Below are 14,670 nucleotides of genomic sequence, written 5' to 3'. Positions count from 1 at the left end.
ATTGTTGATTGTTGATTGTTTTAAAATAAATTTACTTTGTAAATTTATTTTAAAAATGACGAGTTTAGACCATAAAAAAAGCCTCTTCAAAAGAAGAGGCTTTAGTACTCAGAGCGGGACTTGAACCCGCACGAACATTGCTGTTCACTGGATTTTAAGTCCAGCGTGTCTACCAATTTCACCATCCGAGCATTATATGGTTTTGAGCGAAAAACGGGGCTCGAACCCGCGACCTCGACCTTGGCAAGGTCGCGCTCTACCAACTGAGCTATTTTCGCATTTCAAATTCTTGTAAGAACTGCAATACCTGACTTGTTCTGTATTGCGAGTGCAAATTTAGGACATTTATTCAATTACACAAGCGTTTTTTGAAAAAAAAATATACTTATTTTATAACTTTCTGATAACCTAAACTTTAAATCTGAATTTTATTTCTTAACCAGCATCCTTTTAATCTCATTGAGTTTCATCAATGCTTCAACCGGTGTTATTGCATTAATGTCAAGGCTCATGATCTCTTGTTTTATTTCTTCCAACAAAGGATCATCTAAATTAAAGAAACTCATTTGCATTTCGTCACCCGCTTCTTTAATTCCGTTTAAAGCATCGCTTGAGTGATTCTTCTCTAATTTCTTTAATAGTTTCTGTGCTTTCAAAATTACGATTTGAGGCATTCCCGCCATTTTTGCCACATGTATTCCAAAACTATGAGCACTTCCTCCTTTTATCAGTTTTCGAATAAAAAGAACCGTATCTTTTAATTCTTTTACAGCAACATTATAATTCTGGATTCTAGGCAACGATTCTGTCATTTCATTTAGTTCATGATAATGCGTCGCAAATAAGGTCTTAGGCTTTCCGGGATGCTCGTGCAAAAACTCGGCAATCGCCCAGGCAATCGAGATTCCGTCGTATGTACTTGTTCCTCTTCCAATTTCATCCAACAATACTAAACTACGATCTGAGATATTATTAAGAATAGAAGCCGTTTCGTTCATCTCGACCATAAAAGTAGATTCACCCATCGAAATATTATCCGATGCTCCTACTCTGGTAAAAATTTTATCCACAATTCCCATTCTAACACTATCCGCCGGAACAAAACTTCCCATTTGAGCTAATAATACAATTAAAGCGGTTTGCCTTAAAATAGCCGACTTACCGGACATATTGGGACCGGTAATCATTATAATTTGCTGTGTTTCTCTGTCTAAATAAACGTCGTTGGCAATATAAGGTGTACCAACCGGTAATTGTTTTTCGATAACAGGATGTCTTCCGTTTTTGATCTCAAGCTCAAAAGTTTCATCAATTTCAGGACATACATATTGATTTTCGACCGCCAATTGGGTAAACGAACATAAACAATCTAATTGCGCTACCAAATTTGCGTTCATCTGAACCGGTTTGATATAAGTAGCAATCCAGGCAACTAATTGCTCAAAAAGATCGGTTTCGATTTTATGAATCTTTTCTTCGGCACCCAGAATCTTGGTTTCATATTCTTTTAATTCTTCTGTAATATATCGCTCAGCGTTGACCAGGGTTTGTTTACGGATCCATTCTGTTGGCACTTTGTCTTTGTGCGTATTTCTAACTTCGATGTAATATCCAAAAACATTATTGAAAGAAATTTTCAAAGAAGAAATTCCAGTTCTCTCCGATTCTCTTTTTTCGATTCCTTCCAGATACTCTTTTCCGGATGTCGAGATAGCACGCAAATCGTCCAACTCTTCACTAATACCTTTGGCAATTGCATTTCCTTTGGCAATTGCTACGGGCGCATCCTGATTTAAAGTTGTTTTAATCTTCTCTCGCAATAAATCGCAGGCATGCAAATTGTCTCCAATAACTTTTACAGCTTCTTGCGGACTTGACAATGCCAGGGTTTTTATCGGAATTATAGCATCCAGAGATTCTTTTAGATACACTATCTCGCGGGGCGAAACTTTTCCGGCAGCAATTTTAGAGATCAAACGCTCTAAATCTGAGATCTGCTTGATTTGATATTGAATATTATGCAAAACTTCAGGATTGGTTTTTAAATACGAAACCACATCATGACGCCCTTTTATTTTAGTACTATCTTTTAAGGGCAAAGCCAACCAACGTTTTAACAAACGACCTCCCATTGGCGAAAGCGTTCTGTCTATTACATCTAAAAGTGTAACTGCATTGGGATTGTAGCTGTGATATAATTCGAGGTTTCTAATTGTAAAACGATCCATCCAGACATACGCATCTTCGGCAATACGCTGAATTGCGGTAATATGCTGCACGCGATTATGCTGTGTTTCGGATAAATAATACAAGATTGCTCCTGAGGCAATAATACCTTCTTTTAATTCCTCGATTCCAAAACCTTTTAAAGAAACGGTCTGAAAATGTTTGGTCAAAGTCTCTAAAGCATAATCTTCTTTATAGATCCAGTCTTCGAGATAAAAAGTATGAAAATCATCTCCAAAAGCTTCTTTAAAATCTCCTTTATTGTTTTTAGGAACCAGAATCTCACTCGGATTAAAATTCTGCAACAATTTATCGATGTACTCTGCATTTCCCTGAGCGGTCAAAAACTCCCCGGTTGAAACATCTAAAAAAGAAACTCCGATATTTTTATTGGCAAAATAAACGGATGACAAAAAGTTATTTGTTTTGGATTGTAATACCTCATCATTTAAAGAAACGCCGGGAGTTACCAATTCAGTAACACCGCGTTTTACAATAGTTTTGGTCATTTTAGGATCTTCAAGCTGATCACAAATCGCTACACGAAGTCCGGCTTTAACCAATTTTGGCAAGTAAGTATTGATCGAATGGTGCGGAAAACCAGCTAATGCGGTTTCGGTTTCAGAACCTGCTCCTCGTTTAGTCAAGGTTATACCAAGGATTTTTGATGCTCTAACAGCGTCTTCCCCAAAGGTTTCATAAAAATCACCCACTCTAAAAAGCAGACATGCATCAGGATATTTTCTCTTGATTTCGTTGTACTGTTTCATTAACGGTGTTTCTTTCACCACTTTCTCTTTCGCTGCCAAATTATTGTATTTTTAAATGAAAAATTAAGACAGCGAATTTATGGTATTTTAAAGGAATATCGAAGCCGTTCAAAAATTAAAATATTTTAAGAAATTTTTGTATCTAGATATAAGAATTTTATATAGATTTGTTCATAATTAAATCAAAGATTCAAATGATGAAAAAAATAATTTTATTCGCTATGTTAGCTGTAGTTGGAATTACTGCTTCTAACGCTCAGGCTAAAAAAGGAACAGCTAAAGTTGCTAAGGTTGAAGGAGCTGGAATGGCTTTCGAAACAGAAACTATTGACTACGGAACTATCGCACACAATGCAGATGGAAAACGTGAGTTTGTTTTTGTAAACAACGGAACTAAACCATTAATCATTACAAATACACAAGGATCTTGTGGTTGTACTGTACCAACAACTCCAAAAGAGCCAATCGCTCCAGGTGCTAAAGGTATTATTGGTGTAAAATATGCTACTGACAGAGTTGGTGCTTTTACAAAAACTGTAACTGTTACTTCTAATGCTGAAGGACAACCAACAAAAGTACTTACCATAAAAGGTACTGTTTTACCAGATCCTATCAAAAGCTAGTCTGAAAAACAAAATAAAATAATCGAAAAAGCTTCCTTATCTTTGGAGGCTTTTTTTATGACCTGAATACAACACAAATGAGAAAACTGGAAAATAGCGAACTGGAAAGAAAATCGATCGAAGATTTTAAAAAATCAGAAAAAACACCTTTGATATTAGTATTAGACGATATTCGTAGTCTACATAATATTGGATCTGTGTTTCGAACTGCCGATGCTTTTTTGATCGAAAAAATAATTTTGTGTGGTATTACAGCAACTCCTCCCAACAAAGAAATTCATAAAACAGCTCTTGGTGCAACCGAAACTGTAGCCTGGGAGCATCATGAAAATGTATTGGAGGTTATCGAAAATCTTAAAAAAGAAAATGTACTAACAATGGCTATTGAGCAAGTTGAAAGTGCCGTTTTTCTTCAGGATTTTAAAGTCGCCAAAAATCAAAAATATGCTTTGGTCTTTGGTAACGAAGTATACGGCGTAGCACAAGAAGCGGTTGCAATTTGCGACGGCTGTATCGAAATCCCTCAATTAGGAACAAAACATTCACTAAATATTGCCGTGAGTGCCGGAATTGTGGTTTGGGATTTGTTTCAAAAAATTCGATGGAATTTATGATTTATATAAAAAAGGAATATTTTTTATAAACAAAATAACCGGTTACCCGCATTTATTTTACAATTCTCTTAAGTACATTTACGAAAGAGAATTAGAAATAGATTGCTTATGAAAAATAGAATTACCTGGTTTTTATTTTTAATTGGTTTTTTCGGTTATGCCCAATTTACTCTTATTCCTGATTCAAACTTTGAAAAAGCTTTAATTGATTTAGGAATTGACAATGGAGTTATTGATGGCAAAGTTTCTACAGCACAAATTAACAACATAATCGCATTAGACCTTTCCTCCAGAGAAATTTCAGATTTAACCGGAATTAGCGCTTTTGCAAAATTAGAACAGTTAAACATTGGAGCAATCGACAATGATCCAAGCAAAAGAAACAGAATTAGCACTTTAAACCTTTCTAACAATTTATATCTCACCTATTTAAATTGCAGTTTTAATGACTTAATTCAGCTTGATATTTCAAATAATATTGATTTAGATATAATAAATATCGATAATAATAAATTGACAAGCATTGCTATTTCTAAAAACACAGCTTTGACCTTTTTTTCTGCCAAAAACAACAAATTGACTGCTATAGATTTAAGCAAGAACATCTCTTTGAAAACTTTATATTTAGACCATAATTTATTATTGAATTTAGATGTTTTTAACAATCTGCTCCTAACCAACTTATCCTGTTCTGAAAACCAGTTAACTACTTTGGATGTTTCTAAAAACAACAAAATCGAATCTTTAAACTGCGGCTCCAATAAACTATCCGTCTTAGACACTTCACAAAATATTAGTTTAAATCATTTTACTTGTGAAAACAATCAAGTATTAAATTTAGAACTTAGCAAAAATCTACATTTAATTACTTTGTTTTGCAGCATGAATAAGCTATCCGGTTTAAATGTTTCTAAAAACCGGTATTTGAATATTTTACACTGCGACTCTAATCAATTATCAGATATTGATATTACACAAAATCTCCTTTTGCAAAGTTTTAGTATCGATAATAATCAATTATCAAATCTAAACATTTCGAATAATTTAGCCTTAGTACTCATTCATTGCAATTCTAATAAGTTGTCTGATATTGATGTCTCAAAAAACATTGCTTTAACTCATTTGATGATTAACAACAATCAATTAAAAGATTTGGATGTTTCTAAAAATCGGGCTTTAGCAGTTATGTATTGCACCAACAATCAATTGGTTAGTTTGAATTTAAAAAACGGAAGTAATACGAACCTATCACAGTTAGATTTGAAATCGAATTCAAAACTTAGCTGTATACAAGTAGACAACAAATCGTACTCTGATACTAACTGGCCATTTTATAAAGACGCCCCTGCTATATATTCTAATAAATGCAATGCAAGCACAACTCTTCCTCCCGTAATCAAAGCAACGGGAGATCAATTATACTGCCCACAAAATACTATTAATATTGTAACCTCTATTACCATAACCCATGATCTGCTTGAACCCGGGACAGAAGCGGGTTATATCCAGATTTCTTCCGGTTACTCCAGTGGTTTAGACAAGCTAACGCTTTCGAACGCTGCGGCACATCCATCGATCGTGACAAGTTGGGATGCTACTGCCGGAAAACTAAAACTATCGAGTGCTACTGGTGGTACTGTTTTATATTCAGATCTTGAAAGTGCCATTAAGGATGTCGTATTTTCTAATTCTTCGGCTACAGCTTCCGGCACTAAGACTTTTTCTATCACTATTGGTCAGGCCAATTATCTGCCTTCTACTCAACATTATTATTTATTTGTTCCCAGCATTGGCATTACGTGGACTGCTGCAAAAGCGGCTGCCGAAGCCCAGACTTATTACGGTCTTAAAGGGTATCTGGCTACTATTTTATCTACTGATGAAGCCAAATTAATAGGCGAACAAGCCTCCGGAACGGGCTGGATTGGCGGGAGCGATGCCGAAGCCGAAGGGGTCTGGAAATGGGTTACAGGACCTGAAGCGGGAACTGTTTTCTGGAATGGAACAGCAAATGGCTCTACGCCTAATTTTGCTTTCTGGAATACGGATGAGCCCAATAATCAGGGCGGAGATGAAAAATATGCTCATATTACACAACCCGGAGTTGGCATAAGAGGTTCCTGGAATGATTTGTCTAACACGGGATCTTTGGTTTCCGGCAACAATTATCAGCCAAAAGGTTACGTTGTAGAATACGGAGGTATGCCGGGCGAATTGCCATTAGAAATCGCTGCAAGTACTAAAATTACTATTCCTATTGTTACATCGGTCAGCACACCTATTGCAGCTTGCGACTCCGGAAGTTTTACTTTTAACGCTACAGCAACAACCGGAGCAACAATTGGCTGGTACGATGCTGCTGTTGGAGGAACTTTACTTACAACCGGAAATTCATATACAACCCCAATCTTAAACGCAACCACAACTTATTATGTAGATGCAGGTTGCGAATCGAATAGAAGACCAGTTGTCGCTACTGTTTATGCAACACCTGCCACTCCTGTTGCAACAGTTTCTACGGTATATAATTGCGGTTCCGGAAGTGTAACTATCGCAGCAAATTCTAATGTTGGCATCATCAATTGGTTTACAACTTCTACGGGCGGAACAAGTGTGTATATGGGAAACAGCTTTGCAACACCCACGATTTCAGCCAACACGACTTATTATGCTCAAGCCTCAAACAGTACTTGTATCAATATAAATCGTACTCCTGTAAACATTGTCATTTATACTCCTCCCGCGGTTACCGATGAAACTTTGACTTTGTGCCAATTTCAAAAAGTTACGCTCGACGCCGGAATTTCCGGAATGTCTTATTTATGGAATACCGGAGATACAACTCCAACTATTGATGCGACTTCTGGCGGAACTTATACTGTAGATGTTACAAGTCCTGCTCCGGAAAATTGTACGAGCAGAAAAACAATTAAAGTCGAAGAACATCTTTTTCCTCAAATCGATCGAATCGATGTAAACGGAACTACGGCTGTCATTTATCTTAAAAAAGAGGCTGCTTATTTTGAATTTTCTGTAGACGGAACCACTTTCCAGGATTCGAATGTATTCTATGATGTTCCCGGAGGTTTACAAATGGCGTATGTACGAGAAAAAAGCGGCTGTGGGCAAACGACACAAAACTTTGTAGTCCTGGTTTTTCCTGCATTTTTTACACCAAACAATGATTCTTATAATGATTTATGGGAAGTAACAGGAATGGAGAATTATCCGCAAGCGGAGGTCACTATTTTTGACCGATACGGCAAACTTATTGCGCAACTAAATACTTCGAAAATGAGCTGGGACGGAACTTTTAATAAAACACCCCTGCCCGCTTCTGACTATTGGTATGCGCTGAAAATTGACAATACTAAACCTGTTTTAAAAGGGCATTTTTCGCTGAAGAGATAAATCTAATGAGATAATTTGCCAATTAGATAATGAGATAAGTTAATTAGAGAATGTGCCAATTAGATAATTAAAAATTACGTTAGAGCAATTATCTAATTAACTCAACTTCTTCTGAATTTCGTTTAAGATAAAAAGGTAGTCTTCGTGTTTTTTTACGAAATCACGATCGGAGACATCGATAATCAGCACATTCAGGTCAGTTTGGGATTTAATATAATCTAAATATCCTGTATTGATTTTATCCAGATATCCTGCCTCGATGTTTTGCTCGTAACTACGCCCACGTTTCTTGATGTTTTGAAGTAAACGCTCTGAATTCTGATACAAATAAACATACAAATCCGGTTTTGGCATTTCTTTATAAATAATATCGAATAAGTTTCGATACAAACGGTATTCATCTTCTGCCAGGGTAATTTTAGCAAAAATCAAGGATTTAAAGATATGATAATCGGCTATGATAAAATCTTTAAACAAATCAAATTGCGCCAGATCATCTGATAATTGCTGATAACGATCTGCCAGAAATGACATTTCTAACGGAAATGCATAACGGTTTTGATCTTTATAGAATTTGGGTAAAAACGGATTGTCTGCAAAACGTTCTAAAACTGTTTTGGCATTAAAATCTTCGGCTATTTTTTGAACTAATGTAGTTTTCCCCGCTCCGATATTTCCTTCAAAAGCAATATAATTAAAGCTTTCTAATGCAATTTCCCGCAACGGACTTTTTAAATCCTGAACTACCGTACAAATACTATCATCTGGTGAAATTGCAATTAATTCGGGAATAGATTTTTGAAAAACAGGATGTTTCCAATCTAATTTTAAATCCTGCATGGGTAACAAAACGAAGTTTCTGTTTTGCATTAAAGGATGCGGAATTTGGAGTTTTTCTGAGTCTATAATCTGATCGTCAAAAAAGATCAAATCAACATCAATAATTCGGGATTGATACCCTTGTTGATTCGAGCGAATCCGGCCCAATTGTTTTTCAACTTTCAAAACTTGATTCAGTATTTTTTGTGCAGATGAATTGGTATGCAAAACCAAAGCGCAATTATAAAAAGCATCGCTTTCGAAACCCCAGGCAGGTGTTTCGTATAACTTTGAAACCCGGATTACAGTTCCCACTTCCTGATGTATTAAATCGATACAACTCTCGATGTTTGCTAACCTGTTTCCCTGATTACTGCCTATAGATAAAACGACTTGGTGTTGTGACTTCATAATTAATGCAAATTAACTAAAACTATTTTAGAATTAAGCACATTATTTAAGCCAAGAATCAGAAGTTCTTAACGACTTTATGTTTTTTATTTTACACATCTCTTTAAAAAAACTCGAAAGATCTTACAAAAAATAGCTATCTTTAATTAGACGTTTAAAAATGTAAAAACTACAAATATTTCACCAAATCGTATATCAGAAATAATTTGTTTTTAGATACATTTGTAACAAACCAACCTTTTACGATACTTATTAAAAAAATACGCTTATGAAGTTTTTAGGAAATGTAATTGCCACAGTTGTCGGCATTTTTGTATTTATTATGTTCTTCTTTTTTGGAGTAATTCTTATTGGAGCAATTTTTGGGGGAGACGATTCTGTTTCTGTCAAAAATGATTCGGTTATAGAATTAAACCTGAAACAAATTCAAAATGATTATGCCGGAAAATATAAAGATCCGTGGGTAACTGTTTTCTCTGACAAAAAAGGTGTTGGTTTAACAGATGTAATCAATGCAATCGAAGCAGCAAAAACAGATGATAATATTAAGGGAATTTCGATTCTAAATGATGAGTCTTCGTTAGGCCTGGCTCAATACAAAGATTTGAGAAATGCTCTTGAAAGCTTCAGGAAATCAGGAAAATTTGTTTGGGCATACGCCAATACCTATTCTCAAAAAGAATATTATTTAAACTCTGTTGCCAATACGGTTTACATCAATCCGGCAGGAGATCTGGATTTTAAAGGACTTTCGTCTGAGGTAATGTTCTTTAAAGATTTTCAGGATAAATCAGGCATTCACATGGAAGTGATTCGTCACGGAAAATACAAAAGTGCTGTTGAACCATTTTTAGAAAACAAAATGAGTGATGCAAACAGAGAACAGGTAACGGCTCTTTTGAACTCGATCTGGACAACTGTTTCGACAGATATTTCGAAAAGCCGAAATATTCCGCTTCCTAAATTAAACGAAATTGCAAACGGTTTATTAGCCAGAACTCCGGAAATGGCAAAAGCACAGCATCTGGTAGACATTGTTGCCTACGAAGATGTTTATCATAATGCGATCAAGAAAGCCCTGAAAGTAACGGGCGATGATGATTATAATAAAATTTCGATTTTAGATTACACACAAAACAATATCACAACGGCTTTAACAAATTCTGCTACCGATCAAATTGCTATTATTTATGCTCAGGGCGAAATACAAAGCGGCGAGGGAGATGTTACGGTAATTGGCGAAGGTTCTATGCGTCGTTCCCTGCAAGAAGCGCGTAAAAATGAAGATGTAAAAGCGATTGTGCTTAGAATAGACAGTCCGGGCGGAAGCGCTCTAACTTCTGATTTGATCTGGAGAGAAATTGAAATTACCAAAAAAGTAAAACCTGTTGTCGTTTCTATGGGAAATTATGCTGCTTCTGGTGGTTATTATATTGCTTGTAACGCTAATAAAATTTTTGCCGAAAGTAATACGATTACAGGTTCTATTGGAGTTTTTGGAATTTTACCCAACTTTACGTCTTTGGCCAATAAATTAGGAATTAATACAGAGCAGGTAAAAACGCACGAAAACTCGGCCAATTACAGCCCTTTTGTACCTGTAGACGAGAAATTTAAAGCTTTTACCTTAGAAGGAGTTGAACACATTTACAACACTTTTGTAACGCATGTTGCCGAGGGTCGAAAAATGACTTTTGCACAAGTTGATGCAATTGCACAAGGAAGAGTCTGGTCAGGATCTGAAGCCCTAAAAATTGGTTTGGTAGACAAAATTGGCGGTCTGAATGATGCTATTGCCGAGGCTGCTAAAATTGCTAAAATAAAATCATACAGCACACAAAACTATCCTGAATACGAGAAAACTTTTAATGACCTCCTTTCCAGTTTGCCTTTTGCGCAATCAAAAGAAGCTTTTATAAAAGAAGAAATTGGCGAGGAAAATTATATGCTTATCGAGCAGGTAAAAAGACTTCAGCAACAAAAAGGCGTTCAGGCGATGCTTCCTTTCGGGATAAATATTAAATAATTCTATTCGAAAAATGAAAAAGCTATTGGTTCTTGTTGCTCTTTTGTTTTTGACTATTATTCAGGGTCAGAATAAAAGTGAAATTACTTTTAAGGAATCTCCTATAATCTTAAAAATTAATATAGATCAGATTTTTGGTACGCTGACGACTCCGGATCTAAAGACGAAGTATCCTGTGGCCTTACTTATTTCAGGCTCGGGACCAACGGATCGAAACGGAAATAATGCGATGATGAAAAACAATTCCTTGAAAATGCTGGCAGAAGTTCTGGCAAAAAACGGAATTGCATCGTTACGTTATGACAAAAGAGGCATTGGTGAAAGCAAGGCTTCTGCGGTTTCTGAACAAACGCTGGTATTCGAAAATTATACTGAAGATGCCAAAAGCTGGATTAATTTATTAAAACAGGACAAGCGTTTTTCTCAGATAATTGTAATTGGCCATAGTGAGGGTTCTTTAATAGGAATGATTGCGAGCGCAAAAGCAAACAAATTTATCTCTATTGCAGGGCCGGGAGAATCAGCAGACAAACTGATAAAAACTCAAATCGCGTCTAAGGCAAACAAACAATTAGAGGATTTAACGTTTCCTATTATTGATAGTCTGAAAAGCGGGAACAATGTAAAAAAGGTCGATCCAATGCTTAATTCACTTTTTAGACCAAGTATTCAGCCTTATTTAATTTCCTGGTTTAAGTATAATCCACAAACCGAAATTAAAAAACTGACAGTCCCGGTCTTAATCCTTCAAGGAAACAAAGATTTGCAGGTAACGGTTAAGGACGCTGAACTTTTATCGCAGGCAAACAAAAATGCCGAACTTTTGATTGTCGAGAACATGAATCATGTCATGAAAACCATTGAAGGCGATACGCAGGCTAACATTGATAGTTATAATAATGAAAGTTTACCCCTGTCAGAAATCCTTACCAATAAGATTGTTTCTTTCATTAAAAAATAATCAAAATCATAAAAACAGTAAAAATCCGTTTGAACTTATATTCAGGCGGATTTTTTATTTTTAATAAAATTAAATAAATTCTTACATTTAATAAAAACTTTATCTGCGAACTCAATCAAAAAAAACTATTTTTGCAGGAGTCAATTATAAATTAAATTCTCAAATCTATTTATATGTTAAAGAAAATTTTAAAAATTACAGCTATTGTTCTCGTGGTGATTGTAGCCGCATTATTTGCCATACCGTATTTCTTTAAAGATCAAATAAAGGCTAAAATTGCCGATGCCATTAACGAAAGTGTTGATGCCAAAGTAAGTTTTGCCGATGCTGATTTAAGTTTGTTTAAAAACTTCCCTAACGCAACTGTTGGGATAGAAAAACTGGTTATTATCAACAAAGCACCTTTTGAAGGTGATACATTGGTTTCGTTAGGCGAATTGAACTTAAAAATGAGTATTAAAGAACTTTTTAAAGGAAAAGAGGAACCTTTAAATATTCAGGGAATAAGTTCTACAAACGGTTTAATCAACATTATTTTTAATAAAGATGGTGTTGGTAACTTTGACATTGCCTTAAAAGACAAAAAAGAAACCAAGAAAGATGACAAAAGCAAACCGCTTTCTTTAAAAATCCAGAATTATAAAATCGAGAATTTTACATTTAGATATATCGATCAGGGTTCTAAGATAAAAATGGTTATTGATAGTTTAAATCATGAAGGAACGGGAGATTTTACGAACTCAAAACTAGACTTAACGACAAAATCTACTGCAAATGTTTCGCTGGATATGGATAAAATCAATTACATGAAAAATGTAAAACTGACTTTAGACGCTGTTTTAGGAATCGATTTGGCACAAAGCAAATATACGTTTAAAGAAAATAAAGCTTTAATTAATCAATTGCCTTTAGAATTTGACGGATTTATCCAGATGGTTGATGCAGGACAAAACTATGATTTAAAGTTTAAAACACCAACTTCGTCCTTTACGAATTTCTTAGGCTTAATTCCTGCCGCTTATTCTTCAAGCCTTAATGGTGTAAAAACTACAGGGGATTTTACTGTAGTAGGTTTTGCAAAAGGGCAATTGACAGATAAAACTGTTCCTAAATTTAATATTGCCATTGCATCAAACAATGCATCGTTTCAATATCCTAACTTACCAAAATCTGTTCAGAATATTGTAATAGATACCAAAATTATCAATGAAACGGGAATCTTAAATGATACTTACGTTAATTTAGATAAATTATCTTTCAGAATTGATCAGGATGTTTTTGCTGCTAAAGCAAATATTAAAAATATTACTGTAAATCCGTTTGTGGATGCAGCTTTAAAAGGAACTATTAATTTGGCCAATCTTTCAAAAGCGTACCCTATTAAAATAGACAAACCTCTTGCGGGTATTTTAAAAGCAGATGTTACGACGCAATTTGATATGGCATCTGTAGAAAAAAGCCAATATCAAAACATAAAAAATGCCGGAACGATGAGTTTGTCAGGATTTAAATATACTGATAAAAACAACAAATCAATGAACATTAGCACGGCTTTGGTTGAATTTAATCCGAGTACGATCAACTTGAAAAAATTTGATGCTACAACCGGAAAAAGTGACTTGAGTATTAATGGTGTTTTAGAGAATTTCTATGGTTTTATGTTCAAAAAACAAGAGCTTAAAGGAAACTTTAACATGAGTTCTAACCAACTGGCTGTTGATGATTTTATGACTACGGGAGAACCTGCCAAAACCGGAACCGCAGCCGGAAAAGAAACAGAAACAAAATCAACTCCGGCAAAACCTGCTGAAGCAATGAAGATTCCTGCTTTCTTAAATTGTACTATAAATGCAAAAGCAACTACGGTTTTGTATGATAATTTGAAACTTAAGGATGTTTCGGGAAAATTGATTGTAAAGGATGAGAAAGCTACCTTAGAAAATTTTAAAACATCTATTTTTGGAGGAACAATTGGTTTAACGGGAACGGTTTCTACAAAAGCAAAAGTGCCAACTTTTGACATGAATTTAGGTTTTAACCAAGTTGATATCTCACAAACTTTTACGCAATTGGACATGATGAAAAAAATCGCGCCTATTGCAGGAATTATTAACGGTAAATTGAATTCGACGATTAAACTAAACGGAAATCTTGATGCAAAAGAATTAACTCCAGACCTAAAATCTATCTCTGGAGATTTGATAGGACAATTGCTTTCGACTACTGTAAATGCTCAAAATTCGACTTTATTGAGTGCGTTAGGTTCTAACATTAAATTTATTGATACCAACAAATTGAACCTGAACGATATTAAGGCTGCATTGACTTTTGAAAACGGAAAGGTAAATGTTAAACCATTTGATATTAAATATCAGGATATTAAGGTAACTATTGGAGGAACTCACGGTTTTGACCAAACCATGAATTACAACTTAAAACTGGATGTTCCTGCTAAATATTTAGGAACGGAAGCAAATGCTTTTATTGCAAAAATGTCTCCTGCTGATGCCGCAAAACTGCAAAACATTCCGATAAATGCCCTTATAACAGGTAATTTTTCGAATCCAAAGATTTCTACAGATATGAAAAGCGCTGTTACCAGTTTAACGACTCAGTTGGTCAACCAACAAAAAGAGAAACTAACTCAAAAAGGGACTTCGGCTCTTACTGATTTGATCAACAAGAATACGAAATCAAAAGACACTACTAAAGCCGCGGCTACTGAGAAAGAACAAAAAACTCAGGAAGTGACCAAAAAAGCAAGTGACTTACTAAATGGTTTATTCAAGAAGAAAAACTAAGACATAAA

8 protein-coding genes and 2 tRNA genes are annotated in these 14,670 nt (G+C 35.1%); 6 read left to right on the top strand and 4 right to left on the bottom strand.

All coding sequences use genetic code 11. The features are described from left to right. Positions 1 to 105: 105 nt before the first annotated feature. The 3 genes from B0A64_RS08575 to mutS all read right to left on the bottom strand — a co-directional run bounded on the left by B0A64_RS08575 (position 106) and on the right by mutS (position 3,035). Positions 106 to 191, bottom strand: a tRNA-Leu gene (locus B0A64_RS08575). 14 nt (positions 192 to 205) lie between these two features. Further along, positions 206 to 278 (bottom strand) — tRNA-Gly (locus tag B0A64_RS08570). A gap of 150 nt (positions 279 to 428) precedes the next feature. Next, positions 429 to 3,035 carry a DNA mismatch repair protein MutS gene (gene mutS / locus B0A64_RS08565; protein WP_165769781.1) on the bottom strand — a complete coding sequence of 869 codons (2,607 nt, stop codon included), beginning with the start codon at positions 3,033 to 3,035 and terminating at the stop codon, positions 429 to 431. 158 nt (positions 3,036 to 3,193) lie between these two features. Between mutS and B0A64_RS08560 the strand changes: the two genes are divergently transcribed. The 3 genes from B0A64_RS08560 (at position 3,194) to B0A64_RS08550 (ending at position 7,644) form a co-directional block, all read left to right on the top strand. After that, positions 3,194 to 3,619 carry a DUF1573 domain-containing protein gene (locus B0A64_RS08560; protein WP_089479095.1) on the top strand — a complete coding sequence of 142 codons (426 nt, stop codon included), beginning with the start codon at positions 3,194 to 3,196 and terminating at the stop codon, positions 3,617 to 3,619. A 77-nt stretch (positions 3,620 to 3,696) separates the two neighbouring features. Beyond that, a complete protein-coding gene (locus tag B0A64_RS08555) occupies positions 3,697 to 4,233 on the top strand; it encodes an RNA methyltransferase (RefSeq protein WP_089479094.1) in 537 nt (178 codons plus the stop codon). Between the two features lie 108 nt (positions 4,234 to 4,341). Next, positions 4,342 to 7,644 carry a T9SS type B sorting domain-containing protein gene (locus B0A64_RS08550; RefSeq protein WP_244285377.1) on the top strand — a complete coding sequence of 1,101 codons (3,303 nt, stop codon included), beginning with the start codon at positions 4,342 to 4,344 and terminating at the stop codon, positions 7,642 to 7,644. A 96-nt stretch (positions 7,645 to 7,740) separates the two neighbouring features. Here the strand turns inward: B0A64_RS08550 and folK are convergent, their stop codons facing one another. Next, entirely contained in the window at positions 7,741 to 8,874 is a 1,134-nt protein-coding gene (gene folK, locus B0A64_RS08545; protein WP_089479093.1) for a 2-amino-4-hydroxy-6-hydroxymethyldihydropteridine diphosphokinase, read from the bottom strand. Positions 8,875 to 9,142: 268 nt separating this feature from the next. On the opposite strand from folK, the gene sppA reads away from it, so the two are divergent. From sppA to B0A64_RS08530, 3 genes are all read left to right on the top strand, one after another. Continuing rightward, complete coding sequence (gene sppA / locus B0A64_RS08540) at positions 9,143 to 10,900, top strand: signal peptide peptidase SppA (protein WP_089479092.1); 1,758 nt, start codon at positions 9,143 to 9,145, stop codon at positions 10,898 to 10,900. Positions 10,901 to 10,913: 13 nt separating this feature from the next. Further along, positions 10,914 to 11,861: an alpha/beta hydrolase gene (locus B0A64_RS08535; RefSeq protein WP_089479091.1), complete on the top strand. Its 948-nt coding sequence runs from the start codon at positions 10,914 to 10,916 to the stop codon at positions 11,859 to 11,861. Between the two features lie 173 nt (positions 11,862 to 12,034). Then, on the top strand, positions 12,035 to 14,662 hold the full coding sequence (locus B0A64_RS08530; protein ID WP_089479090.1) for an AsmA-like C-terminal region-containing protein: 2,628 nt from the start codon (positions 12,035 to 12,037) through the stop codon (positions 14,660 to 14,662). The last annotated feature ends 8 nt before the right edge of the window (positions 14,663 to 14,670 follow it).

Origin of the sequence: Flavobacterium araucananum, from assembly GCF_002222055.1 — a bacterium.
Classification (GTDB): Bacteria; Bacteroidota; Bacteroidia; order Flavobacteriales; family Flavobacteriaceae; genus Flavobacterium; species Flavobacterium araucananum.
Note: the sequence above shows the minus strand (reverse complement) of the source record. Positions and strands in the feature narration are given on the sequence as shown.

What these genes read in the sequence shown, in the direction of transcription:
- sppA (WP_089479092.1), top strand. Translation starts at nt 9,143, where the DNA reads ATGAAGTTTTTAGGAAATGTAATTGCCACAGTTGTCGGCATTTTTGTA.
- folK (WP_089479093.1), bottom strand. Translation starts at nt 8,874, where the DNA reads ATGAAGTCACAACACCAAGTCGTTTTATCTATAGGCAGTAATCAGGGA.
- B0A64_RS08555 (WP_089479094.1), top strand. Translation starts at nt 3,697, where the DNA reads ATGAGAAAACTGGAAAATAGCGAACTGGAAAGAAAATCGATCGAAGAT.
- B0A64_RS08530 (WP_089479090.1), top strand. Translation starts at nt 12,035, where the DNA reads ATGTTAAAGAAAATTTTAAAAATTACAGCTATTGTTCTCGTGGTGATT.
- B0A64_RS08535 (WP_089479091.1), top strand. Translation starts at nt 10,914, where the DNA reads ATGAAAAAGCTATTGGTTCTTGTTGCTCTTTTGTTTTTGACTATTATT.
- B0A64_RS08550 (WP_244285377.1), top strand. Translation starts at nt 4,342, where the DNA reads ATGAAAAATAGAATTACCTGGTTTTTATTTTTAATTGGTTTTTTCGGT.
- B0A64_RS08560 (WP_089479095.1), top strand. Translation starts at nt 3,194, where the DNA reads ATGAAAAAAATAATTTTATTCGCTATGTTAGCTGTAGTTGGAATTACT.